Source organism: Bradyrhizobium sp. HKCCYLS1011 (assembly GCF_051167795.1).
Taxonomy (GTDB): Bacteria; Pseudomonadota; Alphaproteobacteria; order Rhizobiales; family Xanthobacteraceae; genus Bradyrhizobium.
Map to the genome: position 1 here is coordinate 33946 of NZ_JBNPTT010000016.1, position 25099 is coordinate 59044.

The following is a 25099-nucleotide window of genomic DNA, read 5'->3' on the forward strand; positions in this document are numbered from 1 at the left end:
ACCCAGATCATGAGCGAACCGACCAAAGCACCGGCTCCCGCAGGGCGCGCCGCAACCAAGAAAGAGCTGCCCGAGCATTTCAGGGACTATAAGCACGTCTGGGTGTTCATCGAGCAGGAGCGCGGCCAGGTGCATCCAGTGTCCTGGGAGCTGATGGGCGCCGGGCGCAAGCTCGCCGACAAGCTCAAGGTCGACCTTGCGGCCGTCGTCATCGGCCCGCCCGGCGACGCCGTTCAGCATGCCGCGGCCGAGGCGTTTTGCTACGGCGCCGATCTCGCTTATATCGTCGCCGACGAGGTGCTGGCCGATTACCGCAACGAGGCCTACACCAAGGCGCTGACCGACACCGTCAACACCTTCAAGCCCGAGATCCTGCTGCTCGGCGCCACCACCCTGGGCCGCGATCTCGCCGGCTCGGTCGCCACCACCCTGCTGACCGGCCTCACCGCCGATTGCACCGATCTCGATGTCGATGCTGACGGCTCGCTCGCGGCCACGCGTCCGACCTTCGGCGGCTCGCTGCTCTGCACGATCTATACGTTGAACTACCGCCCGCAGATGGCGACCGTGCGCCCGCGCGTGATGCCAATGCCGGAACGGGTGGAGAAGCCTGCGGGGCGCATCATCGTGCACAAGCTCGGCCTGGTGGAAGACGACATCGTCACCAAGATCCTCTCCTTCATTCCCGACCGCGACTCGGCCAAGTCGAATCTCGCCTATGCCGATATCGTGGTGGCCGGCGGCCTCGGCCTTGCTTCGCCGGAAAACTTCCAGCTGGTGCGCGGGCTCGCCGCCGTGCTCGGCGCCGAATATGGCTGCTCGCGGCCGTTGGTGCAGAAGGGCTGGGTCACCTCCGATCGCCAGATCGGCCAGACCGGCAAGACCATCCGTCCCAAGCTTTACATCGCCGCCGGCATCTCCGGCGCGATCCAGCACCGGGTGGGCGTCGAAGGCGCCGATCTGATCGTCGCGATCAACACCGACAAGAACGCGCCGATCTTCGACTTCGCCCATATCGGCATCGTCACCGACGCGATCCGGCTGCTGCCGGCGCTGACGGAAGCCTTCCGGGCGCGGCTGTCGCCGCATTCCCGCGACCGCATCGCAAGCTAGAGGAGCAGGGCAATGATCGAGGAAAGGTTCGACGCGATCGTCGTCGGCGCCGGCATGGCCGGCAATGCCGCCGCGCTGACCATGGCCAAGCGCGGCATGAAGGTGCTGCAGCTGGAGCGCGGCGAGTATTCCGGCTCGAAGAACGTGCAGGGCGCCATCCTCTACGCCGACATGCTGGAGAAGCTGATTCCGGATTTCCGCGAGGAAGCGCCGCTGGAGCGGCATCTGGTCGAGCAGCGCTTCTGGATGCTCGACGACAAGTCGCATGTCGGACTGCATTACCGCTCCGATGACTTCAACGAGGAGAAGCCGAACCGCTACACCATCATCCGCGCGCAGTTTGATAAGTGGTTCTCATCCAAGGTGAAGGAAGCCGGCGCCACGGTGTTGTGCGAGACCACGGTGACGGAGCTGGCGCAGGACGCCTATGGCAAGGTGATCGGGGTGAAGACCGATCGTCGCGACGGCGAGATCCATGCTGATGTCGTCGTGCTCGCCGAGGGCGTCAATGGCCTCTTGGGGACGCGCGCAGGCCTGCGCGAGCGGCCGAAGCCGGAGAACGTCGCGCTCGCGGTCAAGGAGATGCATTTCCTGCCGCGCGAGACCATCGAGGCGCGCTTCAATCTGAAAGGCGACGAGGGCGCCGTCATCGAGGCCGTCGGCACCATCTCCCGTGGCATGACCGGGATGGGCTTCATCTACTCCAACAAGGAATGCATCTCGCTCGGCATCGGCTGTCTGGTCGCCGACTTCCAGAAGACCGGCGAGACGCCATACGGCCTGTTGGAGCGCTTCAAGCAGCATCCGTCGGTGGCGCCGCTGATCGAGGGCTCCGAGGTCAAGGAATATGCCGCGCATCTGATTCCCGAAGGCGGCTACAACGCGATCCCGCAGCTCTGCGGCGACGGCTGGGTCGTGGTCGGCGATGCCGCCCAGCTCAACAACGCTGTTCATCGCGAGGGCTCCAACCTCGCGATGACCTCGGGGCGGATTGCGGCGGAAGCGATCTTCCAGGTGAAGTCGCGGCGCGATCCGATGACCAAGGAGAACCTCGCGCTCTATAAGAAAATGCTGGAGGACTCCTTCGTCATCAAGGATCTGAAGAAATACAAGGACATGCCGGCGCTTCTGCACAACCAGTCGCAGAACTTCTTCCTGACCTATCCGCAGCTCGTCTCGAAGGCGATGCAGAACTTCGTGCGGGTCGATGGCACGCCGAAGAAAGAGAAGGAAAGCAGCACGTTGCGCTCGTTCGTGAATGCCCGGTCGTGGACCGGCCTGTTCGGCGACGCCTTCCGCTTCGCGCGGGCGTGGCGATGAAACTGACGTGAGACATTTGATGAAGGGAGATCAGCCATGACCACCGAAGTCGCAGTCCGGGTCGAAGACAAGCTGTTCTACAATCGTTATCTCGTCGATGCCGGGCGGGCCCATATCAAAGTGCGCCCGCACACGACGCCCACGCCACAATTGCTGTCGCTGTTGAAGGCCTGCCCGGCGCGTTGCTACGAGCTCAACGACAAGGGCCAGGTCGAGATCACGGCCGATGGCTGCGTCGAATGCGGTACCTGCCGGGTGATCGGCGAGGCCAGCGGCGACATCGAGTGGAGCTATCCGCGGGGCGGCTACGGCGTGCTGTTCAAGTTCGGTTGAGACGTTCGGTTTCGACGTTTCGCTTCGGAACGCACGGCGTGGCGGAAGACTGCGAGCCGTGGCAAGATACCGCAATCTGCGGGAATCGGGCGGGCGGATGAAAGGTGTGGCATGCCGAGAGTTGCGTCGCGAAGCGAACTGGAGGCCTTGCTCGACGACGATGTGCCCTATGGGGACCTGACCACCGACGCGCTCGGCATTGGCGCGATGGCGGGCGCGATGCAGTTCAGCGCTCGGGATCAGATGGTCCTCGCGCTCGCGGAAGATGCCGCCGCGCTGATCGAGCTCGCCGGATGCCGGGTCGAATTGACCGCACCAAGCGGCGCGCGGCTTGAGAAAGGCGCTGCCATTCTCACGGCGCGCGGACCGGCCAGTGCGCTGTTGCGAAGCTGGAAGGTGGCGCAAACCCTGATCGAGATCTGGTCGGGGGTGGCAACCGAGGCCCATGCGATCGTCGTGGCGGCGCAAGCCGTTGCTCCCGGCATCGCTGTCGCGTGCACGCGCAAGAACGTTCCAGGCGTCAAGCGCTTCGCAGTGGCCGCGGTACGGGCGGGCGGGGCGGCGATGCATCGGCTCGGCCTGTCCGAGACGGTCCTGGTGTTTCCCGAACATTGCGCGTTTCTTGGCGGCACACCGTTGACAGACGTGGTGGCGCAGCTGCGGCGTGCCGCACCCGAGAAACGGCTGGTCATCGAGGTTGCGACGCTGGAGCAGGCGGTTGCCGGCGCCGTGGCCGGGTTCGACGTGATCCAGGCCGAGAAGTTCTCGCCCGATCAGATTGCTGCGCTGGTGGCGCGGATGAATGCGGTGGCCGCGATGGGGGCGCGTCCCATCATTGCTGCCGCAGGCGGCGTCAATGCCGCTAATGCTGCTGATTACGCGAGGGCCGGCGCCGACGTATTGGTCACTTCGGCCCCCTATGTCGCCCGTCCCCGCGACGTGCAGGTGCATATCGCGCCGGTCTGACTGGCTGCGTCACGAGCGCCGCCATTCCGGGACAGCCCGCGCGACAAAATGGCAAAGCCATTTTGCGCGGAGGGCTGAACCCGGAATCTCGAGATTCTCAGGTGCGCAATTGCGCATCATAGTTCGACGCTGCCGCATCGCCCCGGAATGACGGTCAAGCAGGCCATGTTTCCTGCTTGTGGTGCAGTCAGACTAAGCCTCGTGCGGGGAGAGGCGGCCTCCTGCCGCGCTATTTCCCGTGTCCCGCTGCTCGTGCGTCGGCGATCGCCTGCTTGAACGCTTTTGCATTCGGTGCGCCGGGCACCCGGAAATGACCGATGATGAAGGCCGGCGTGCCTTGGAAGCCGAGACCGACCGCCTGTTCGTGATTGCGGGCAAGGATGGCGTCGATGGCCGCGCGATTGGCTTGGAGATCGTTCTTGGCGCGCGCGAGATCAATGCCGGCGGCGTCGAGCGTCGCGTCGACCTTCTCTTCCGACAGTTTCTCATTCAAGGAGATCAGCGCTTCATGCGCCTCCAGGAACTTGCCCTGGTATTTCGCCGCAAGCGTGAGCCGCGCGGCATAGATCGACGGGCCGCCGAAGATCGGCCAGTCCTTGAACACCAGGCGCACGTGCCCGTCCTCGCGCACGACCTGTGCAAGCTCGGGACTGACCTTGCGACAATAGGGACATTGGAAGTCGAAATACTCGACGATCGTGATGTCGCCCTTGTCATTGCCGGCCACCGGAATCTCCGGATCGCGCAGGATGCGGGCTTGGCTCAACGGATCAGCATCATCGGCGCGGGCGTGAGACGACAGCGATGCTGCAGCCAGCACGGCGAGGGCCGCGATCCATACGGTCATTGTCTTGGTCATCTGGGATTTCTCTTCTAGTGAGCGGTGACGGGGCGGGAGGCGGTATCGATCGCGTCCAGCACGATCTCTTGGGTGAGCAGTTCGGGAAGGACGATGCCGTTCGGCGCGCCAGGTCCGAACACGACGTTGAACGGCAGCCCATAGCGATCGAAGGATTTGAGGTAGGCGGCGATGGTGTCGTTCGGCTTGGTCCAGTCCGCCTTGACCGGAATGACATCCGAGGCGAGGCGCCGGTGGACGGCGGCGCCGTCGAGGACGAGCGTCTCGTTGACCTTGCAGGTGACGCACCACGACGCGCCGATGTCGACGAAGACCGTGTGTCCGGTGCGGACCTGGTCTGCGATCTCCGCCGGCACGAGCGGCTGCCATAAGATCTCCTGTCCCTTTGTCTCCGTGGCAGGAGGTCGCGTCGCGGCAACCACGACCAGCGCGATGGCCGCAGTGGCCAGCGCAGCCGGGATGGCGTGCCTCAGGCGGATGCGGGATGCGGCGAGGGCCAGAACAAACGCAAGAAGGAGCGCACCGGTGACGCCCGCCGTTGCGATGCCGCTGATCTCGGCGAGGATGATGATGAGCCACAGCGTGGTCGCGATCATCGCGGCTGCGGCCAGCGCGCGAACGGCAATCATCCAGCGGCCAGGCCGCGGCAACAGGGCCGCGAGCCGCGGCACTGCCGCGAGTGCCAGATAGGGTGACGCCATACCGAGGCCGAGACCGGCGAAGACCAGCAGGATCTGCGGTGCCTGCTGCGACAACGCGAAAGCGACTGCTGTGCCGACGAAGGGCGCCGAGCATGGCGTTGCCAGCAAGGTCATGACGAAGCCGTTGAAGACGTGGCCCGCAAGCGATCGTCCATGCCCCGCCTGACCAATGCGACTCCCGAGCCACCACGGCAGACCGATCTCGAACAGGCCAAGCAGGTTGGCCGCGAAGGCGACCAGCACCACGCTCATCGCGATCAGAAATGCAGGCTGCTGGAATTGCAGACCCCAGCCAATCTGTGCGCCCGCGGCCTTGAGCGTTGACAGCGTCACGGCAAGCGCCGCGAAGGAAGCCAGAATACCGGCGGCCGTTGCCAGGAGGGCCGCCCGGAGCGGAGGGGCGTCCGTCGTGCGGTGGTCGATCAGCGAGACCACCTTGAGCGACAGCACCGGGAATACGCAGGGCATCAGGTTGAGAATGAAGCCGCCAAGCAGAGCGATCCCGAGAATGACCCAGATCGAACTCGTCGCAGCGGCGGTCTTGGAGACCGATGAGGATGGAGCGGCGGCCACCTGCGGGAGCGCGGCTTCGAGCGCACGCTCGCCATCGACGAGCGTGACCCGAAGCGGTCGCTGCAAGCCGGTCTGGTCGAGGCCGTTGACCGGAATTGAGATCAGTGCATCGCCCTCAGCGCGCGGCTCCACGTGTGGCCGGCCGGCCGCGACCGCGAGGTCGCCATCGACGAAAACGTCAGGTGCAGTGAGTTCTGGCTGCGCATGCGCTTCGATCACCAGATGCGGCTTGGGCTGTCGCTCCAGCCGCAGCGATTGGATGGAGAGCGTCGGCGACGAGTTGCGTGGGACCTTGTGGCGCCATTCATCGATTTGCGTCTGGGCCGCGTTCTGATGTGATCCTGGCGCGATCTCCGCCTCAAGCTGCGCCTCGTTCTGGGTGCAGATGACGGAGCAGACGTAAAGGACCGCCTTCAGCGACAGATGCGCCGGCGCCGAAGCATCCTTGAGGCGGACGTGCAGCGGAAACAGCACATGGTTTTCATAGCCATAGGTATCAATATCCGCCTCGGTGAAGCGGCGGGGTGCCGGCCACTCGACCGTCACGTCGGCCACGTTCTGCGAGCCCGACCAGTCGAACTCGGGCGGGGCCCCGGCATCGCCTGCGGAGCGCCAATAGGTGTGCCATTCCGGCCCGAGCCTGACGTCGAGTCCAAGCCAGGCGGCTGACCCGGCGTCGTCGGCATCGCCAACAAGCAGTCGGGTCGACACATCGGCCTTGGGATGAAAGCCGGCTGTCTGCGCCGCGGCAGGCGCGAGCGCCAAAGCTGCCAGCAGTGCGACAACGGCCGTGAGCCGAACGAACATGAAACTCTCCCTCGCAAAAGGCTCATCGCAGCCGGAGGCGTCACGGCGTGACGAGCCTCCGGATTCCCCCGCTCGGAATGGAGCGTTTCCGCCCCGGACCGGCCAGGTGCTCTGCGATTGCCGATAGATGTTCGATTTCTCCAGCCGCGGCGTTACGCTGCGACAAAGAGAACAAACACATTTGGCAGAGCGGACGCCTGCATTCGTCTCATCCCGTCGCAAAACGGGGCATGAGCGGTCCGCTCGCGCTGTTACGCGAGGCGACGGGGAGGGCGGTAGGGCGAGGAAGCACCGCATTGTGGCGGCAGACGCAAATGAGCAGTCCGCCAATGCAACGCATGAACGACTGGACTCGGCGCCGCGGCGCCGGGATCATTCGACGGCAGCCCGTTGACGCTGAATGCTGCGAGCGGGCAGGTGTTGATGGCTCCGGGCAACACCGCCTTCTGGCAGGGCTTTGGAACGCTCTGATACGGGCCGGACCACGCGGCCGCAGACACTCTGGTCGCTGCAATGGCGGGAGAGGCGGCTACGCTGCTGGCGATCGAAACCGTCGCCAGGACAAGCACCATCAGCGCCGCGGTAATGCGGCGGGCAAAGGCTGCTATGCTGGTCGGGTCAGATGCCATCCTAAGCTCTTGCATGAACGATCGAGCCTTGGCTCATAAGCCGCCGACAGGCAATTCAAATATCCGCTAGCAGATATCTTGACCTGCTCGTCCGTCATTCCGGGCTCCCTCGCTGCGCTCGGGCCCCGGAATGAACAGGACGTGAAGCGAAAGACCGGCTCTTCTCGCGACCACGCCGATCGAGATTTTGTCCGCAGCTCGATTTCAGGCAGCTTTCGCCCTGCGCTCGAATTCCTCGAACGCGCCGATCGCCTCGGCCGCATACATCAGCGCGGGACCGCCGCCCATATAGATGGCCATGCCGAGGGTCTCCTCGATCTCCTGACGCGTCGCGCCAAGCCGGACCAGGGTCTCGGTATGAAAGCCGATGCAGCCGTCGCAACGGACGGCGACGCCGATCGCGAGCGCGATCAGCTCCTTGGTCTTCTTGTCCAGCGCGCCGTCGCGGGTGGCCGCCTGCGCCAGCGCAGAGAAGCCCTGCATGACGTCTGGGATGTCCTTGCGCAGCGTCTTGAGATTGCCGGAGAGATCCCTGCAGAGTTCGGTAAATTTGCTGTCCACGATGTCCTCTCCTATTTTGGTTTGGCGACGGATTGGCGCGGCCCGCGGAGCGCGATGTAGATCGCGGGGATCACGAGCACGGTCAGAAGCGTCGATGAGGCCAGGCCGAACAGGAGTGAGATCGCGAGCCCCTGGAAGATCGGATCGAGCAGGATGGTGGCCGCACCGATCATCGCAGCGAGTGCAGTCAGCAGGATCGGCTTGAAGCGCACCGCGCCGGCCTCGAGCACGACGTCGCGCAGGCTCTTGCCCTCGCCGCCGCTGTGGCGGATGAAGTCGACCAGAAGGATCGAGTTGCGCACGATGATGCCGGCGAGCGCGATGAAGCCGATCATCGAGGTTGCGGTGAACGGCGCACCCAGCAGCCAATGGCCGAGCAGGATGCCGATCAAAGTGAGCGGGATCGGCGTCAGGATCACCAGCGGCAGGCGGAAGCTGCCGAATTGCGCCACGACCAGCACGTAGATGCCGAGGATCGCCGCGCCGAACGCAGCCCCCATGTCGCGGAAGGTCACGTAGGTGATTTCCCATTCGCCGTCCCACAGCAGCGTCGGGTGCGACTCGTCCGCGGGCTGACCGTGGAAGGCGATGACCGGCTTCGGCAGCTTGCCCCAGTCATGCGCGTCGATCCGGTCGGCCACCGCCATCATGCCGTAGAGCGGGGCCTCGAAACGTCCGGCCAGCTCGGCGGTCACCATGTCGGCGAAACGGCCGTCGCGGCGGAAGATCACGGGCGAGCCCTGTTCGACGGTGGCCTTCACGACTTGGCCGAGCTCGACGACGGTCTTGCTGCCGGGCACGGTGTTCGCCGGCACCGGCGTCGACGCCAGCGCCTCGGTCCAGGTCTTGTCCCGCTTCGGCAGCTTGACTGCGATCTCGATCGGATTGCGGTCCTCGCCGCGATGGGAGTAGCCGATCGACACGCCGCCGAACAGGGTCTGGATCGTGTCGTAGACGTCGCGCTGCTCGACCCCGAAATATTCGAGGCTGTCCTGGTCGATCGAGAGCCGCAGCCGCGGGCGCTTCTCGCCGATGGAGTCGTCGACATCGACGATGAACGGCACCTCGCCGAAGATTGTCTTCACCTCGTTTGCGACGGCGCGCCGCGTCGCTGCGTCCGGACCATAGATCTCGGCGAGCAGGGTGGCGAGCACCGGCGGTCCCGGCGGCACTTCAACGACCTTGACGCTGGTGCCCGCCGGTAGCGGCACCGCCTTGAGTCGCTGGCGCAGGTCGAGCGCGATCTCGTGGCTGCTGCGTACGCGGTCTCCTCGCGCCGTCAGGTTGACCTGCAATTCGCCGAGCTCGGGTCGTTCGCGCAAGTAGTAGTGGCGGACCAGACCGTTGAAATTGAACGGCGCCGGCGTTCCGGCGTAGCTCTGGACGGTGGTGATCTCCGGCAGCTGACGGGCGATGTCGGCTGCGGCGAACAGCAGCCGCTCGGTGTCCTCCAGGCTCGCGCCTTCGGGCAGATCGGCGATGACGGCGATCTCCGACTTGTTGTCGAACGGCAAGAGCTTCACCGTGACCGACTTGGTCGCAAACAACGTCATCGACAACAGCGTCGCGATGCCGACCCCGAGCAGGAAGATCCACGCCGAGCGCCTGCTTGCGACGATCGGGCGCGCCACGCGGCGGTAAAGCCGGCCGAGCCTGCCTTCGTCATGCGTAGCGGGCACGGCCGCGCCGCCTTCGTCGGCCTTGTCGAAGTCCTTTTTCGGCGCCAGCCGCAGCATCAGCCACGGCGCGACCACCATCGCGACGAAGAACGAGAACAGCATGGCGGCCGAGGCGTTGGCCGGAATCGGCGCCATATACGGGCCCATCAGGCCCGACACGAACAACATCGGCAGCAAGGCCGCGACCACGGTGAGCGTTGCCACGACGGTGGGATTGCCGACCTCGGCGACCGCTTCGATCGTGGCCTGCAGGCGCGGGCGGCCGTCGCGCATCCCCCAGTGTCGCGCGATGTTCTCGACCACCACGATCGCGTCGTCGACCAGGATGCCGATCGAGAAGATCAGGGCGAACAGGCTGACCCGGTTGATCGTGTAGCCCATCAGGTTGGCGGCGAATAAGGTCAGCAGGATCGTGGTCGGGATCACGACGAGGGTCACGATCGCCTCGCGCCAGCCGATCGCAATCGCGATCAGGACCACGATCGAGAGAGTCGCAAGCCCGAGATGGAACAGGAGCTCGTTGGCCTTCTCGTTGGCGGTTTCGCCATAGTCCCGCGTGACCGTGACCGTGACGTCATCCGGGATCAGTCGCCCTTTGAGACCTTCCAGCCGCTGGGCGATGTCATGCGACACGATCACGGCGTTGGCGCCGGCACGTTTGGCGATCGCCACGCTGACCGCAGGCACGCGATTCCAGGCGCCATTGTCGTGGCGCGCATCGTTCCAGACCCGGTGTTCGGCGAGGCCAGGTCCGATCACGACGGTCGCGACATCGCGAACGTAGACCGGGCGGCCGTCGCGGGTGGTGATCAGGAGCAGGCCGATATCCGGAATTCCCGCAAGCGTTTGCCCGGCCGCGACATTGCGGACGATGCCGCCGTCTCTGACGTCGCCGGCCAGGAAGGAGCGGTTGGCATCCTTCACCTTGGCGACGAGCTGCTGCAACGTGATGCCGAACAACGAGAGCTTTTCCGGATTGGGCTCGACCCGGATCTGCTGCGCGCCGCCCCCGGAGATATAGGTGAGGCCGACATTGTCGACCTTGGTGAGCTCGGCGCGGAGCTTGTCCGCAAGCTCATACAGATCCTTGTCGGTCCAATGGTCGGCAGCCTCCGGCTTGGGCGACAGCGTCAGCACGGTGACGGCGACATCGTTGATGCCGCGTCCCACGATCAGGGGCTCGGCGATGCCGACCGGAATGCGATCGAGATTGGCGCGGATCTTCTCATGTACGCGCAGGATCGCGTCTTCGAACTTGGTGCCGACCAGGAAGCGCGCGGTGACCATCACCCGGTCGTCTTCGGTCTGGCTGTAGACATGCTCGACGCCGTCGATCGCCTTGACGATGGTCTCGAGCGGCTTGGTGACGAGCTCGACCGCATCCGGCCCGCGCAATCCGTCCGCATTGATGCGGATGTCGACCATCGGCACGCTGATCTGCGGCTCCTCCTCGCGCGGGATCACGATGACCGCGATCAAGCCGACCACCAGAGCTGCCAGCAGGAACAGCGGCGTCAGCGGCGAGCCGATCGTCGCCTGAGTGAGCTTGCCTGATAATCCCAGCTTCACGGCAGCACCAGCTGGTCGCCCGCGCGCAGGCCGGACAGGATCTCAAGGCCATCGGGAAGATCGGCGCTCGGCAGCTCGCGGCCGCGTTGCACCGGGACGACGACGGTCTGATCGCGTTGCCGCAACTGGACATAGTCGATCCCGAAGCGGGTGGTGACATAGCGTGCCGGGATCACGAAAGCGTTGCGCGTGCCGCCGGAGATCCACACCCGCAGCCGGTCGCCGACGAAATACTGGCCGAGGCCTGTGACGATCGCGTCCGCGACGACCCGGCCTTCCTCGATCTGCGGATAGACCAGATCGATCACGCCCCATTTGTCGCCTTGCTCGCCCAATTCGGCGCCGTCGACGCGAACCTTGTCCCCGGCCTTCAGGAACAGCGCGTGGCGCTCCGGCACGCGCAGCCGCAGCTTGAAGTTCTGCTGCGCGATGGTGACGATCGGATCGCCTTGCAGCACCACTGATCCCACCGTCACGAGCTTCTTCAGCACCCGGCCGTCGTCGGGCGCCAGCACCTGTCCTTCGGTCAGCTGCTGCTGCACAACGCCGCGCTCGGCGGTCTTCGATCGCAAATTGTTCTGTGCGACGTTGAGCGCCGTCCGCGCCTGATCCAGATTGGTGCGCGGCAGCGTCCCGCGCTCGACCAGCCCCTGGATGCGGTCGAAGTCGATCTGCGTCTGATCCGCCTGGGCCTGCAGGGCCAGGATCTGGGCATCCAGCGACTTCATCTGCAGCACCAGCTTCTCGTCGCCGACCACTGCGATGGCCTGGCCGCGCGTCACGGCATCACCTTCCCGGACATGAAGCTGAGCTACTGTGCCGCCAATCCGCGCACGCGCCGGCACCACGCTGACGCTCTCCACCGTGGCGAACACCGCCTTCTCGTCGGCAACCTCGCGCGAGGACACCGTCAAGGTTTCCGCCCTGGCCAGCGCTGGCCAAGTCGCAATGGCGATCAAGCACAGGAGCAATAGTCTTCGCATCAGCCCGTTCCGTTTTGCTGAATTCCGCAGGATCGTCCGGCAGCCGCGAAGCTTCCGTACGCATGCCATGACGGCCGTCCTCAACCGTTGATTTGCCTCAAGGCACGATCCGCGCCTCTATGTTGCTTTCCGCCCGGATCTTGCAGACTTCGGCGCGCAATAGACCTGATAGAGCGTCTTCAGCACCTCGCGCGCCGGATCGCTTGCGATCGCGTAGTAGATCGTCTGCCCGTCGCGCCGTGCCGACACCAGCCCGTCCCTGCGCAGGAGCGCCAGATGTTGCGAGACGGTGGAATCGCGCAGATTCAGGTACGTGGCGAGATCGCCGACGGAACGCTCGCCGTCGATCAGTTGGCAGATGATCAGAAGCCGGTGACGGTTCGAGAGCGCCTTGAGGAGATCGCTCGCCTGATCCGCCGCAACTTCCATGACGTCAGCATCAATTTTCATAGTTGCGTATATACAGATATTCGAATATATAGTCAAGCAAGATCGATAAGCCACGGAGCACGTGGCGGCGAAAAAGGGAACCAAGGAGAGCACCATGGCAGAGATTGTCGTAATCGGAGCCGGCCTGAGCGGGACGCTGATGGCCTATGAATTGCTGGCGCAGGTGAGACGCGAGGATCGCCTGACGGTCATATCCGAGGGGCCGGCCTATCATTTCGTGCCGTCGAACCCCTGGGTCGCGGTTGGCTGGCGCAAGCGCGACGAGATCGAGATCGATCTGGTCGACATCATGAAGCGCAAGGGGATCCGCCTGCTCACCCAAGGCGCCAAGCGCGTGCATGCGTCCGACAAGCAGATCGAGCTGAATGACGGTGCGATCGTGGACTATGACTATCTCGTCATTGCCACGGGGCCGGAGCTCGCCTTCGACGAAATTCCGGGGCTCGGCCCGCAGGGCCATACCCAGTCGGTCTGTCATGTCGACCATGCTGCCCACGCCAAGGCTGCGTTCGACAAGCTCGCCGAGAACCCGGGCCCGGTGGTGATCGGCGCGGTGCAGGGGGCGTCCTGCTTCGGCCCGGCCTACGAATTCCTGTTCATCCTGGAGACCGAGCTGCGTCGCCGCAAACTGCGCGACCGCGTGCCGATGACGTTCGTGACCTCGGAGCCCTATATCGGACATCTCGGTCTCGATGGCGTCGGCGACACCAAGGGCCTGCTCGAGAGCGAGCTGCGCGAGAAGCACGTCAAGTGGATCACCAATGCGCGCGTCACCTCGGTCGAAGCGGGACGCATGATGGTGGAGGAGCTGACCGAGGACGGTGCGCTGCGCAAGACCCATGAGCTGCCCTTTGCCTATTCGATGATGCTGCCGGCCTTTCGCGGCGTTGCCGCGGTGCGCGGCATCGAGAAGCTGACCAATCCGCGCGGCTTCATCATCGTCGACAAGCATCAGCGCAATCCTGATTTCCCCAACGTGTTCGCGGTCGGGGTTTGCGTCGCCATTCCGCCGATCGGCCCGACGCCGGTCCCGGTTGGCGTGCCGAAGACCGGCTTCATGATCGAATCGATGGTCACGGCGACGGCGATGAACATCGGCGCGCTGCTGCGCGGACGGGAGCCGGCAGCGCAGCCGACCTGGAATGCGATCTGTCTCGCCGATTTCGGCGACTCCGGCGTCGCGTTCCTGGCGCAGCCGCAGATCCCGCCGCGCAACGTCAACTGGTCGTCAAAAGGGGAATGGGTGCACTACGCCAAGGTCGCGTTCGAAAAATACTTCCTGCGCAAGATGCGGCGCGGTGCGCCGGAGCCGTTCTATGAGCGCTTCCTGCTCGACCGGCTCAACATCGCCAAGGTCAAGGAGCTCAGAACCGGGACATGAGCGACACGTTTCAGGTGGTGTGCGGTCATTGCGGGCAGATCAATCGGCTGCCCGCAGCGCGCACGCCGGCAGCCGCCAAATGCGGCAAATGTCATACGCCCATCTTCGACGGCCATCCGATTGAGGTCGACGAGGCGGCGTTCAAGCGCCATCTCGCCCATAGCGACCTGCCGCTCCTGATCGACGTCTGGGCGCCGTGGTGCGGTCCCTGCCGCGCGATGGCACCGATGTTCGAGCGGGCGACGGCAGAGCTCGAGCCGCGCGTGCGGACGCTCAAGCTCAACTCCGACAATGCGCCGGACGTCTCGGCCCGTTTCGGCATTTCGGGCATCCCGACGCTGCTTCCTGTGAAAGGCGGCCGGGAGCTGTCGCGCATCTCAGGTGCGATGGATTCGCAAAGAATCGTCGCGTGGACTTTGTCCGGCCTAGGCCGACTTTGATCACGCTCAAACCGAACCACAAAGGAGCATGCCATGAACATCGACAAAGCAGTTCTCACCTTCGCAGGGTTCGTCGTCCTGCTCGGCCTCGCGCTCGGCTGGACGATCAATCCCTATTGGTATCTGCTGACGGCTTTCGCAGGGTTGAACATGATCCAGGCATCTTTCACCGGCTTCTGCCCTGCGGCGATCGTGTTCAAGAAGCTCGGCTTGAAGAGCGGTCACGCGTTCTCTTGATTGTCGAGCTGGCCGGTGGGACGAGGCGATCACGAGGATCAAAATGGCTGATTCAGACGATACCGTTATCGTCGGCCCGCTCTATAAGGCGCGTACGAAAGTCTATCCGCAGGCCGTTCACGGCCGCTTTCGCCGCATCAAGTGGACGATCCTGTGCATCGCGCTCGGCATCTACTACCTGCTGCCGTTCGTGCGCTGGGATCGCGGTCCCGGCCTGCCCAACCAGGCAGTCCTGATCGACTTCCCGCACCGCCGCTTCTACTTCTTCTTCATCGAGCTGTGGCCGCAGGAGGTCTATTACTTCACCGGCCTCCTGATCCTCGCGGCGGTGACGCTGTTCCTGATGAATGCGGTGGCGGGCCGGCTGTGGTGCGGCTATCTCTGCCCGCAGACGGTCTGGACCGATCTGTTCTATGCGGTGGAGCGCTGGGTCGAGGGCGACCGCCGCGAGCGGATCCTGAGCGACAAGCGCGGCTGGACCTTCACCCATGCGCGCCGGGTCGCCACCAAGCATTTTCTGTGGCTGATGATCGCGTGGTGGACGGGCGGCGCCTGGGTGCTCTACTTCGCTGACGCGCCGACGCTGGTAAAGGATCTCGCGACCTTCCAGGCGCCGTTTGTGGCCTATCTCTGGATCGGCATTCTCACCGCCACCACCTACACCTTCGCCGGCCATGCCCGCGAGCAGATGTGCATCTATATGTGCCCGTGGCCGCGCATCCAGGCGGCGCTGACCGATGAATGGGCGCTCAACGTCACCTATCGCGGCGACCGCGGCGAGCCGCGCATGTCGGTCAAGAAGGCGGAGCACGCGCGCGAGCAGGGGCAGCCGGCCGGCGACTGCGTCGACTGCCATCAATGCGTCAACGTCTGTCCGACCGGCGTTGATATCCGAAATGGCCTCCAACTCGGCTGCGTTCAGTGCAGCCTGTGCATCGACGCCTGCGATACGGTGATGAAGGAGATCGGACGGCCAACCGGCCTGATCGCCTATGACACCGACATCAACGTGCAGCGGCGCAGGGAAGGCAAGCCGGAAATCTACCGGCTGATCCGGCCGCGCACCATCATCTATGCGAGCTTCATCGCCATCGTCGGCAGCATCATGCTGTACAGCCTGGCGACACGCGGCACCTTGAGCCTCAACGTGCTGCATGAGCGCAATCCGCTGTTCGTGCAGCTCTCCGATGGCGGCGTGCGCAACGACTATACGGTGCGGCTGCTCAACAAGCGCGCTGCGCGCGAGGTCGTGCTCGATGTGACCGGCGTGGCCAACGCCAAGGTGACTGTTGCAGGTGTCACGCGCAACGCCGACGGCCGCATGCTCCTGGAAATCGGCCAGGACCAGACCCGCGAGATCCGCATGTCGGTGGAGGCTGCGAGCGCCGACATTCCGCCGGCGCCGCTCGATATCGAGATCAGGATCACCGATCCTGCCACCGGAACGTCGGCCAGCACCCACGACCATTTCGTGCCGCCACGGGGATAGGATCAGCGGTGTTCCGTACGCGGGGCCGGCGAAGAAGCGCGATCTTCATCTCTCCGAACGGCTACGTCATTTTGCCGCAGCGGCGACCGACAATTCGAAGACGAAGGGACGCTCGCGGAGCAACCGGTTCAATGCCGCTTTCCCCGCTTGCGTGCGAAGCTCTCGATCAGCTCACGCAGTTTGGCCTGGCGGATGCGGCGGGCCGCCTTGGCCGCCGGCAGCCAGACCACCTTGCGTTGGCCGCGCTCCGGCCACCGCGCGTGCTGCTTCTTCACCTCGAGCGGAAACAGCTGGACCTCGCAGGTGATCTTGCGCTTGCCCTTGCGCTTGCGATGCTTGAACTGCCCGACGGGCCGGCGGCTGACTTTGCCGCGTAGCCCGGCCTCTTCATAGGCTTCGATGGCAGCCGTCCGGTGCGGGCGCTTGCGCCAGATCGGCCAGCCTTTCGGCACCGACCAACGGCGCTTGCCGCGAGTCGTGATCAGCAGGATGCTGAGCTCCATCTCCTCGATCCGGAACGGCAAGGCGGCCACTTGCTTGTTCTTCATCAAGACCCCCGTTTTGAGCTGAACCCGAGCGCGATCCCGGCTCCTATCCACGCCTGCAGGACCTGCATACGCAATAACCCTCGGAAGATGCAATCTGGAGCGAGCCCGGGGGACGTCATGTTCAGCCGTCGAGGCGGTGGCGGCGTGGAGCTGATCGGAGTTGGTCTGATTCGCGCGAGACAAGCAAACGGTGTCCGGATTGGACCGATGCTCTCTTGCGATGCACCGCTCGATATGCGACGACGCGCTTCGATTGTTCGCCGGGGCTGGCAAAGCAAGCAATATCTCGCTGCTGATGCGCGTCTGCGTATCTGCGCGGCGGCCACATGCTTTGCACACGTCGCCTGTCACGAGGGGGCCACAAAATCATGGCATCAGGCCGCCCATCGGCCGTCGCGTCGCTAAGCCTCCGGCTTGAGAGCGGCAGCCGCACCGGCATTAACACAGTTGATATTGCGCGTGTCCGACCCGGATTAATTTGCGGTGGCTTGGGTACGGAGCTGACCATGCACGACCCGGACGAAATCCTTGGCACAGACGGCGGCGATCAAGACGCGGATCAGCGTCCTGCGGCTATGCCTTTGCAAGGGTCGCGGCAGCTTCCGACGTCACCGGCGCTGCAGCCGAATCAGCTGTCGCCTCAGCCAACCGATCCATCAATCGATCCATCGGGCGCTGTCGCGAACGACGCGACGGCGGATGCCGACGGCGCCGATTCGGATGACACGGCAGATGGCGACAATGCGCCGCGCGTCGTGCCGACGATGTGGCGCTGATCAGGGACAGTCTCTGCCCTTCGGCCATCCGCCAACGTGGTTCATTTGCAGTAGGTTTCGTCCGGACATGAGAGCCAAAGTGCAGGCGCATCTTTAGGCGACCAACGAGCAGCTCAAGCGGCTCGAACAATGTCTGAGCGCTTGCGGCGAAAGCACGTCCAGTCTGAAGGATACCACGCAGTCCGCCAGGGCGAATCTTCAGGCGATCGGCCCATTCGATGGCCGGCGACGAGATCCTGAAGAACACCTTCGCCAACAAGGCGTTCGAGAATTTCGAGATCGCTGCCTACAAGTCGCTGCTCACACTATGCCAGGCTGCCGGGATGGCGGAAGCACGTGCCCCGCTCGAACAATCCCTGAAGGAAGAGGTGCGGATGGCGGAGTGGGTCGATTCGCATGTCGAGCAGGTCACCCGCGAATATCTCGTTCATGAAGAGCGTCAGGCGACCTGATCGACAGCCGGCCTGATTATCAAGCGTGATCCTATCCTGCTGAGCTCAGCCGATCCGGGCCGGTGTCTGTTCCGCAGACCCGTGGCCCGGATCTGGTCCTTGCACCGGGGCGGAGGTCGATGCGCGCAGGCGACGGCTGCGCAATGCCGGCAAGCTCACTCCCGCGATCATCAAGACAAGGCAAAGGCCGATCGGGACGAACGGCAGGAGGCCGAGCGAGGCCGCCCACATCGACGACCAGCCGAGCGTGAACAGGATCTGGCCGAATCCAAGAGCGCGCATCTCGCTATGTTCACGCGCCGTTATCCAGCGCTTGGCGCTCGCGGCAAGTCGGGACGCGACATTGTCTTGCACGGTCCCTCCTGTTTCGACTCCGTAGCTGATCCGATCCGGACGGTGCGAGCGCGACGTAAGCAGATCGCACCCGGAGCGCCTGAATGAAGCAGGTAGGCAACTGCCGAATGGCGACAGCACGACGATCCTTGAGCTGACAGCCGCCACGGTGCAGAACTGCTCCGAAGAGCCCATGTTCCAAACGGGTGTGCGGGTGCAGGCGTCGCGCGTGACGTCCGACGCGAGTATTGCGCAGATCGTCTTTTGTTTCCAGGGTGCGGCTCGCACCTGACTCAAATCAGCACCGGTCGGCGGTAGAACTGTTCTCATTAGCTTGGCGTCCAGCGCAAGGAACGGCGGAGCGCGGATTTCATTGGCGCGAGCCCACCTCGACAAGAGAGCCTCCGCATGGACGACTTCGGTAGGCCGACATGTCTTGCCGACCTGTCTTGCAATGTCGCGGCGGAGGCGACCGGACGCACGCTCGCGGTGCGGCCTGTACAATTCGACGGCTGATCGCGGCATGCAGGACATGCTGAGCTATCTGATCGCGCGCGACACCATGCATCAGCAGCAGTGGCTTGCCATCATCGAGGATCTCGGTGGGGCCAATCAGCGTCCGATTCCGAACAGCTTCGATCGCAGCAAGCAAGCGACGGAGTTTGCCTACATGTTCATGGGAACGCGCGGAATGGCGCGCCGCCTGAAGCCGGGCGCTACTGCGAAGGTCCGTCGCTCCATGGTAACGGGCAGTTTACCATGCGTCCCGGGTTCGAGCGGCGGGGCGGGGTTCCGAATCGGTTCCGAATCTTGGGCCGCACGTCAGTGCGGCTCAGCGCGAGCAGATGAATCAGGAACCGAGGAGGAATGCGCTGACTTGATTCGGGGTGGTGCCGGCGACTCCGGCCCTCGGACCCGCACGCATAGCCGATCTGGCGCAATGGACCTGGCCTTGGCGATCTGGCCGCCGGAACATCGGAACTTAGCATCAGGGCCAAAGTTCCACTGGTATCAAAACGTTAGCGGACGGTTCTTTGGCGCCGACAGCTGCAGAGGCGGTTCCCAGGCGGTTGCAAATGCGGCTCACACAAGCCACGGGAGCGGATGTCAGAATAGAAAAAAGTAAACTTGAGGTTGTTGGCAACCTCCGGTAACATCCGGATACCCATGATGGTCATCATGCGCTAGACATGATGTAGCCCTCTTGGGCGTTTCCTCCCTGGACTTGGGCCGCCTGCACTTCAGGCGGCCTTTCTTTTTGTTTGCTCTCATTCGTTCTCGGCCGCTTGCCGTCCATCGCAGCCGCGCTTGTTTTGTGGAAGTCAGGAAGACCGGAGCGGATTCGCCATAAGGCAGGATTGGCGAGACCTATCAATTCGATCAGTCCGTCCAGGTCGCTTGTGAACGGGCCTCTGGTGAAAGCGTCTGAAGATTTCTCTTTCGTTTTTTCAGAAATCGTGTTTTACTGCTTGCATCCCGCCTCGTCGCGGAGGGGCGTATCGCGGTCGTCACGAACGTGGAGGCGGGGAGCGGTGGGTGTGTCGGATTGCAGCGCGTCTCTCGCGCGGACGAACAATTCGGCATGCACGGTCAAGTCGCGCGGTCCTGATACTCCGACGCTAGTATCACGTTTGCGACGACGTTCACGCGTCGTGCAGGCAACGGTGTCCAGAAAGCCCGGCGCACCGGGGAGAACGCGAAGCAGCCGTTAAAGCCATCGCGCAGGGAAGGTCGGGATGCCTCGGCCAAACCTGTGGTTCCTGCCGCCTGCATTTTCTTTCGCAGGCGGGCCACGGGCGCGGTCAGCGCCCGGCCTTCCCTGCGCCCTCTCGCTTTCAAGAGGGTTCCGTCTGTCAAAGGCTCGGGCGCGTTGCGCGGCGAGGTCGCGAACGGCTGCCGTCCCGATCACGCGTTCATCATCGTCGTGCAGTGCAATGCCTTATGATTTTCGGCTTAGTTGATCCGGCTGCGCAACTCGTGCGAAGAGTCGGGAGCGCACGTCAGTTGCCAAGAACAAGCCGCATCAAATGGCGGCGACCCGGAGGAAGAGACATGAAGCTCAAGACCATCGTGATGGGCTGCGTTGCTGCGTCATCTCTGATGCAGAGCGACCTCGTATCGGCGGCCGACATCGACATTTCCGCGCACGACATTGGCGGTCAGGTGACCGGCACCAATGGCCCTGAAGCCGGCGTCTGGGTGATCGCCGAGACCAAGGATCTGCCGACCAAATATGCCAAGGTCGTCGTCACCGACGACCAGGGGCGCTACGTCATCCCCGAGCTTCCCGATGCGAGCTACAAGGTCTGGGCGCGAGGCTATGGACTTTCGGACACCGCGCAGGTCGACGCGCGACCTGGCAGGACGATCGATTTCAAGGCGCAGCCGGCAGCATCTGCTGCGGCAGCCGCGCAGCTTTATCCCGGCATGTACTGGTATTCGATGCTCGATATCCCGAAGCCGGAGGAATTTCCCGGCACCGGCGACAAGGGCAACAAGATCGTGGAGACGATGAAGTCCCAGGCGCAGTGGGTGGATACGGTCAAGAACGCCTGCCAATCCTGCCACGCGTTGGGGTCTCGCGGCATCCGCGAGGTGCCCAAGACGTTCCTGGAAGGGCACAACTCACAGGACGCCTGGGCGATCCGAACGCAGGCCGGCCAGGCCATGGAATACATGGCCACAGTGCTCGGCAGCATGGGGCCCGACAGAACCTATGCGATGTTCGCGAACTGGACCGACCGCATTGCCGAGGGTGAGCTGCCGTTCGACAAGCCGGAACGGCCGAAGGGCGTCGAGCGCAACGTCGTCTACACGATGTGGGACTGGGCCTCGCCGACTCACTATCAGCACGATGCGATCTCGACCGACAAGCGCAATCCGACCGTAAACGCCAACGGATTGATCTACGGCTCGCCGGAGGAGAGCACCGACCTGATCCCGACGCTCGATCCGGTCAAGAACGTCGCTTCGACCATCACCGAGCCCTATCTCGATCCCAACACGCCGTCATCGGCGGATGCACCGCGCGGCACCTCGGCCTATTGGGGCGACGAGCCGATCTGGGACGGCCACACCAGCATCCATAACGTCATCATGGATGAGCAGGGCAAGGTCTGGTTCACCGCGCGGCTGCGGCCGCCGCAGAATCCTGACTACTGCAAGCAGGGCTCCAGCCATCCGTCGGCGCAGGTCGACCCGCAGGCCACCTCGGTACGCCAGCTGTCGCGCGTCGATCCCGCCACCGGACAATGGGATCTGATCAACACCTGCTTCTCGACGCATCATCTCTATTTCGGCCATGACCCGAACGACACGCTGTGGATGAGCGCGGGCGGCCCCGGGCTCGGCGGCGGTGTCGTCGGCTGGCTGAATGTCAAACAATTCCGCGAGACCCGTGATGGCGTGGCTTCGCAAGGCTGGACGCCGCTGGTGATCGACACCAATGGCAATGGCAAGCGGGATGCCTTTGTCGGGGCTAAGGATCCGCTGGATCCGGCCAAGGACAAACGTGTCGTCGCCTCCTTCTACGGCGTGATGCCAAGTCCGGTGGACGATTCGATCTGGGGCCAGTCGATGGATCGGGGCTTCTCGCGGATCGACCAGCCGGGCTACATCATTCGCGTGGTGCCGGGGCCGGATCCGGCCAGGACCGCGCTTGCCGAAATCTATCAGCCGCCGGAGGGCACGTTCGGTCCGCGCGGCATCGACATCGGACTGGACGGTCTGGTCTGGACGGCGCTCTCCAGCGGACACCTCGCAAGCTTCGACCGTAGCCTGTGCAAGGGGCCATTGAACGGGCCGACCACGGCCGAGGGCAAGCAATGTCCGGAAGGCTGGAAATTGTATCGGATGCCCGGCCCGCAGTTCAAAGGCCTGGACCCCAGGGGCAGCGCCAATCACGCCTATTATCTCTGGGTCGATCGATTCAACATTCTCGGCCTCGGCGCCAACGTGCCGATCGCAACTGCCAATGGCGGCGAGTCGCTGCTTGCCCTCGTGAACGGCGAATTCGTCACCTTGCGCGTGCCGTATCCGCTCGGCTTCTTCACCAAGAATGTCGATGGCCGGATCGACGATCCCGCAGCCGGCTGGAAGGGGCGGGGCATCTGGACCACCTCGGGCACCCGCGCCAACTTCCACGGCGAGGGTGGGAAGGAAGCCTATCCGAAAGTGTTCAAGGTCCAGATGCGACCTGATCCGCTCGCCCATTGATCTCTGACCATTCAGATGGAGTTATTGATGACAAATACATCTCGACGCGATCTTCTCACGGCAGCGACAGGCGCGGCGGCAGCTGCGGCGCTTGCGTCGGAAGTGCGGCCTGCGGTGGCGCAGGCCGGTGCGAAGCCGATCTTTGCGGTGCCGGCGACCACGATTCCGATCGTGGGCGAAGAGGGCGTGTTCCCGGTTCGCCGCATCTATTGCATCGGCCGCAACTATGCGGCGCATGCGATCGAGCGCGGCTCCGATCCGAACCGGCAGCCGCCCTTCTTCTTTCAGAAGCCGACGGACGCCATCCAGAACGTCGCGATCGGCGAGGTCGCCGACCACCCGTATCCGTCCCTGACCAAGAACTATCACCATGAGGTCGAGCTGGTCGCGGCGTTGAAATCGGGCGGCACCAACATCCCGCCTGAGAAGGCGCTCGACCATGTCTATGGCTATGCGCTCGGCCTCGATATGACCCGGCGCGACCTGCAGAACGGCATGGCGGCGGAGAAGAAGCCCTGGGAGATCGGCAAGAGCTTCGATCATGCCGCGGTGCTCGGCCCGATCCATCCGGTCGCGAAGGTCGGACATCTGGCCAAGGGCGCGATCTCGCTCGCGGTAAACGGCACGGTGCGTCAGAACTCGGACCTGGAGAAGATGATCTGGAGCGTCGCCGAGCAGATCTCCAAACTGTCTGAAGCCTTCGAGCTGAAGGCCGGCGACATCATCTATTCCGGCACGCCAGAGAATGTCGGCCCCGTCGTGAAAGGCGACGTGCTGTTGTGCAAGCTCGAGGGCCTGCCGGACATGTCGATCAAGATCGTCTAGGCTCGCATTTGGAGTGTCCATCGGAGCTGCCGACAAAAAACGCCCCGCTTGCTGGAAGAGCAAGCGGGGCCCAAGTCGTCAGGAAGGAACGCTTCAGAAAGGGCCGCCGACCGGCGACCCTTCGTATTGAGCAGCGGTGGCTACGCTGCTTTCGCTTTCGCCACGTGGGTGGCGATCGCATCCATCAGAGCCGGCGACAGGCAGTCATAAGGTTCGAGCCCGAGCTCCTTGAGCCGCGCCCTGATCGCACCCATCTGCTCCGGCTTGACACCGGACTCGATGACCGAGGAGACGAACGCAGCGAAGCCAGGCGCAGCCGAACCTTCTTCCTGGAACAGCTCCGGATGAATGAAGTCGAGGCCGTAGAACGGGTGGCCCGTGTTCTCGATCCGGCCGTACATATGCGTGCCGCATTCCCGGCAGGCGTAACGCTGGATCACCGCTGAGGGATCGACGATCTGCAGCTTGTCGCCGTTCTCAAGCACGGTCACGTTCTGCCGCGGCACCACCGCGACCACGGAGAAAGTGGCGCCTTGCGGTTTCCAGCACTTGGTGCAGCCGCAGGCGTGGTTATGGGCGACATCGCCCTTGATGCCGACCTTCACCGGCCTGTCGTGGCACTTGCAGACCAAGGTGCCGCCGGCAAAGTGCCCCGAGCCCTGTCTGACACCGTTGTCGACCGATGGATGGATGTGAACAGTCATGACGCAATCCTCCTAGTGCTTGCCGTTGGTGATTTAGAAGACGACGACGGAGCGGATCGACTTGCCCTCATGCATCAGGTCGAAGCCTTTGTTGATGTCTTCGAGCTTGAGCGTGTGGGTGATCATCGGATCGATCGCGATCTTTCCGTTCATGTACCAGTCGACGATCTTGGGAACGTCGGTGCGGCCGCGCGCCCCGCCGAACGCGGTGCCCTTCCAGACACGGCCGGTGACGAGCTGGAACGGACGGGTGGCGATCTCCTTGCCCGCCTCGGCGACACCGATGATGATGGAGACGCCCCAGCCGCGGTGACAGGCTTCCAGCGCCTGCCGCATGACCGTGGTGTTGCCGGTGCAGTCGAAGGTGTAGTCGGCGCCGCCGTCCGTAAGTGCGGTCAGATGCTGGACGATGTCGCCCGAGATCTTCTTCGGATTGACGAAATGGGTCATGCCGAAACGGCGGCCCCATTCCTCCTTGCTGTCGTTGAGGTCCACGCCGATGATCTTGTCGGCACCGACCATCTTGGCGCCCTGGATCACGTTGAGCCCGATGCCGCCGAGGCCGAACACCACCACGTTGGAGCCGGGGGTGACCTTTGCAGTGTTGACGACCGCGCCGACGCCGGTGGTCACGCCGCAGCCGATATAGCAGCTCTTGTCGAACGGCGCGTCCTCACGGATCTTCGCGACCGCGATCTCCGGCAGCACGGTGAAGTTCGAGAAGGTCGAGCAGCCCATATAGTGGTAGATGGTCTGGCCCTTGTAGGAAAATCGCGAGGTGCCGTCCGGCATCACGCCCTTGCCCTGAGTGGCGCGGATCGCGGTGCAGAGGTTGGTTTTCTGGCTCAGACAGCTTTTGCACTGGCGGCATTCCGGCGTGTAGAGCGGAATCACGTGGTCGCCGGGCTTGACCGACATGACACCTGCGCCGACCTCGCGCACGATGCCGGCGCCCTCATGTCCGAGAATCGATGGGAAGATGCCTTCGCTGTCGAAGCCGTCCAGGGTATAGGCATCGGTGTGGCAGATGCCGGTGGCCTTGATCTCCACCAGCACTTCGCCGGCCTTCGGACCTTCGAGGTCGAGCTCGACGATCTCCAGCGGCTTCTTGGCTTCGAAAGCAACCGCGGCGCGCGTTTTCATCTCTTCAACTCCT

General features: G+C 63.9%; 24 protein-coding genes. 13 read left to right on the forward strand and 11 right to left on the reverse strand.

What is annotated here, in order from left to right; all coding sequences use genetic code 11:
- Window positions 1-9: 9 nt before the first annotated feature.
- The 4 genes from ACQR1W_RS37505 to modD all read left to right on the forward strand — a co-directional run bounded on the left by ACQR1W_RS37505 (window position 10) and on the right by modD (window position 3732).
- Window positions 10-1113 carry an electron transfer flavoprotein subunit alpha/FixB family protein gene (locus ACQR1W_RS37505; RefSeq protein ID WP_434855479.1) on the forward strand — a complete coding sequence of 368 codons (1104 nt, stop codon included), beginning with the start codon at window positions 10-12 and terminating at the stop codon, window positions 1111-1113.
- 12 nt (window positions 1114-1125) lie between these two features.
- Window positions 1126-2433, forward strand: coding sequence for an FAD-dependent monooxygenase (locus tag ACQR1W_RS37510; RefSeq protein WP_008971504.1), 1308 nt, complete (start codon window positions 1126-1128; stop codon window positions 2431-2433).
- 36 nt (window positions 2434-2469) lie between these two features.
- The gene (locus ACQR1W_RS37515) at window positions 2470-2766 is read left to right on the forward strand and encodes a ferredoxin family protein (RefSeq protein WP_008971505.1); all 297 of its coding nucleotides are present in this window, start codon (window positions 2470-2472) and stop codon (window positions 2764-2766) included.
- A gap of 111 nt (window positions 2767-2877) precedes the next feature.
- Entirely contained in the window at window positions 2878-3732 is an 855-nt protein-coding gene (gene modD / locus ACQR1W_RS37520) for a ModD protein (RefSeq protein ID WP_434855480.1), read from the forward strand.
- A gap of 229 nt (window positions 3733-3961) precedes the next feature.
- Here the strand turns inward: modD and ACQR1W_RS37525 are convergent, their stop codons facing one another.
- From ACQR1W_RS37525 to ACQR1W_RS37555, 7 genes are all read right to left on the reverse strand, one after another.
- Window positions 3962-4591 carry a DsbA family protein gene (locus ACQR1W_RS37525; RefSeq protein ID WP_434855481.1) on the reverse strand — a complete coding sequence of 210 codons (630 nt, stop codon included), beginning with the start codon at window positions 4589-4591 and terminating at the stop codon, window positions 3962-3964.
- A gap of 14 nt (window positions 4592-4605) precedes the next feature.
- Complete coding sequence (locus tag ACQR1W_RS37530; protein WP_434855482.1) at window positions 4606-6672, reverse strand: protein-disulfide reductase DsbD family protein; 2067 nt, start codon at window positions 6670-6672, stop codon at window positions 4606-4608.
- A 251-nt stretch (window positions 6673-6923) separates the two neighbouring features.
- Window positions 6924-7301, reverse strand: a complete 378-nt coding sequence (locus ACQR1W_RS37535) for a hypothetical protein (RefSeq protein WP_434855483.1) — start codon at window positions 7299-7301, stop codon at window positions 6924-6926.
- Between the two features lie 204 nt (window positions 7302-7505).
- Entirely contained in the window at window positions 7506-7862 is a 357-nt protein-coding gene (locus ACQR1W_RS37540) for a carboxymuconolactone decarboxylase family protein (RefSeq protein ID WP_434855484.1), read from the reverse strand.
- Window positions 7863-7873: 11 nt separating this feature from the next.
- Window positions 7874-11110 carry an efflux RND transporter permease subunit gene (locus ACQR1W_RS37545; protein WP_434855485.1) on the reverse strand — a complete coding sequence of 1079 codons (3237 nt, stop codon included), beginning with the start codon at window positions 11108-11110 and terminating at the stop codon, window positions 7874-7876.
- On the reverse strand, window positions 11107-12093 hold the full coding sequence (locus ACQR1W_RS37550) for an efflux RND transporter periplasmic adaptor subunit (RefSeq protein ID WP_434855486.1): 987 nt from the start codon (window positions 12091-12093) through the stop codon (window positions 11107-11109). Before ACQR1W_RS37550 ends, ACQR1W_RS37545 begins: the two co-directional genes overlap by 4 nt.
- Before the next feature lie 117 nt (window positions 12094-12210).
- On the reverse strand, window positions 12211-12522 hold the full coding sequence (locus tag ACQR1W_RS37555; RefSeq protein WP_434855487.1) for an ArsR/SmtB family transcription factor: 312 nt from the start codon (window positions 12520-12522) through the stop codon (window positions 12211-12213).
- A 115-nt stretch (window positions 12523-12637) separates the two neighbouring features.
- Here ACQR1W_RS37555 and ACQR1W_RS37560 point away from each other — a divergent pair, with 115 nt between their 5' ends.
- From ACQR1W_RS37560 to ccoG, 4 genes are read left to right on the forward strand one after another with little or no spacing between them, the layout of a single operon-like run.
- The gene (locus ACQR1W_RS37560; protein WP_434855488.1) at window positions 12638-13924 is read left to right on the forward strand and encodes an NAD(P)/FAD-dependent oxidoreductase; all 1287 of its coding nucleotides are present in this window, start codon (window positions 12638-12640) and stop codon (window positions 13922-13924) included.
- Entirely contained in the window at window positions 13921-14364 is a 444-nt protein-coding gene (gene trxC, locus ACQR1W_RS37565; RefSeq protein ID WP_434855489.1) for a thioredoxin TrxC, read from the forward strand. Before ACQR1W_RS37560 ends, trxC begins: the two co-directional genes overlap by 4 nt.
- Window positions 14365-14397: 33 nt before the next feature.
- Entirely contained in the window at window positions 14398-14601 is a 204-nt protein-coding gene (locus tag ACQR1W_RS37570; protein WP_434855490.1) for a YgaP family membrane protein, read from the forward strand.
- A gap of 43 nt (window positions 14602-14644) precedes the next feature.
- Window positions 14645-16090 carry a cytochrome c oxidase accessory protein CcoG gene (ccoG, locus tag ACQR1W_RS37575; RefSeq protein ID WP_434855491.1) on the forward strand — a complete coding sequence of 482 codons (1446 nt, stop codon included), beginning with the start codon at window positions 14645-14647 and terminating at the stop codon, window positions 16088-16090.
- Window positions 16091-16218: 128 nt separating this feature from the next.
- Here the strand turns inward: ccoG and ACQR1W_RS37580 are convergent, their stop codons facing one another.
- Window positions 16219-16638 carry an NUDIX hydrolase gene (locus tag ACQR1W_RS37580; protein WP_008971519.1) on the reverse strand — a complete coding sequence of 140 codons (420 nt, stop codon included), beginning with the start codon at window positions 16636-16638 and terminating at the stop codon, window positions 16219-16221.
- Window positions 16639-17006: 368 nt separating this feature from the next.
- Here ACQR1W_RS37580 and ACQR1W_RS37585 point away from each other — a divergent pair, with 368 nt between their 5' ends.
- Both ACQR1W_RS37585 and ACQR1W_RS37590 read left to right on the forward strand, forming a co-directional pair.
- On the forward strand, window positions 17007-17414 hold the full coding sequence (locus tag ACQR1W_RS37585) for a hypothetical protein (RefSeq protein WP_434855492.1): 408 nt from the start codon (window positions 17007-17009) through the stop codon (window positions 17412-17414).
- 218 nt (window positions 17415-17632) lie between these two features.
- Complete coding sequence (locus ACQR1W_RS37590) at window positions 17633-17866, forward strand: DUF892 family protein (protein WP_434855493.1); 234 nt, start codon at window positions 17633-17635, stop codon at window positions 17864-17866.
- A 45-nt stretch (window positions 17867-17911) separates the two neighbouring features.
- Here ACQR1W_RS37590 and ACQR1W_RS37595 read toward each other — a convergent pair whose 3' ends face one another.
- Window positions 17912-18220, reverse strand: coding sequence for a hypothetical protein (locus tag ACQR1W_RS37595; protein WP_434855494.1), 309 nt, complete (start codon window positions 18218-18220; stop codon window positions 17912-17914).
- Between the two features lie 511 nt (window positions 18221-18731).
- Here ACQR1W_RS37595 and ACQR1W_RS37600 point away from each other — a divergent pair.
- The 3 genes from ACQR1W_RS37600 (at window position 18732) to ACQR1W_RS37610 (ending at window position 23239) form a co-directional block, all read left to right on the forward strand.
- On the forward strand, window positions 18732-19325 hold the full coding sequence (locus tag ACQR1W_RS37600) for a manganese catalase family protein (protein WP_434855585.1): 594 nt from the start codon (window positions 18732-18734) through the stop codon (window positions 19323-19325).
- Between the two features lie 926 nt (window positions 19326-20251).
- A complete protein-coding gene (locus tag ACQR1W_RS37605) occupies window positions 20252-22414 on the forward strand; it encodes a carboxypeptidase-like regulatory domain-containing protein (protein ID WP_434855495.1) in 2163 nt (720 codons plus the stop codon).
- Between the two features lie 27 nt (window positions 22415-22441).
- Window positions 22442-23239 carry a fumarylacetoacetate hydrolase family protein gene (locus ACQR1W_RS37610; RefSeq protein WP_434855496.1) on the forward strand — a complete coding sequence of 266 codons (798 nt, stop codon included), beginning with the start codon at window positions 22442-22444 and terminating at the stop codon, window positions 23237-23239.
- Between the two features lie 140 nt (window positions 23240-23379).
- Here ACQR1W_RS37610 and gfa read toward each other — a convergent pair whose 3' ends face one another.
- Together gfa and ACQR1W_RS37620 are read right to left on the reverse strand one after the other, a co-directional pair.
- Entirely contained in the window at window positions 23380-23943 is a 564-nt protein-coding gene (gene gfa / locus ACQR1W_RS37615; RefSeq protein WP_434855497.1) for an S-(hydroxymethyl)glutathione synthase, read from the reverse strand.
- 33 nt (window positions 23944-23976) lie between these two features.
- Window positions 23977-25086: an S-(hydroxymethyl)glutathione dehydrogenase/class III alcohol dehydrogenase gene (locus ACQR1W_RS37620; RefSeq protein WP_434855498.1), complete on the reverse strand. Its 1110-nt coding sequence runs from the start codon at window positions 25084-25086 to the stop codon at window positions 23977-23979.
- Window positions 25087-25099: the final 13 nt, after the last annotated feature.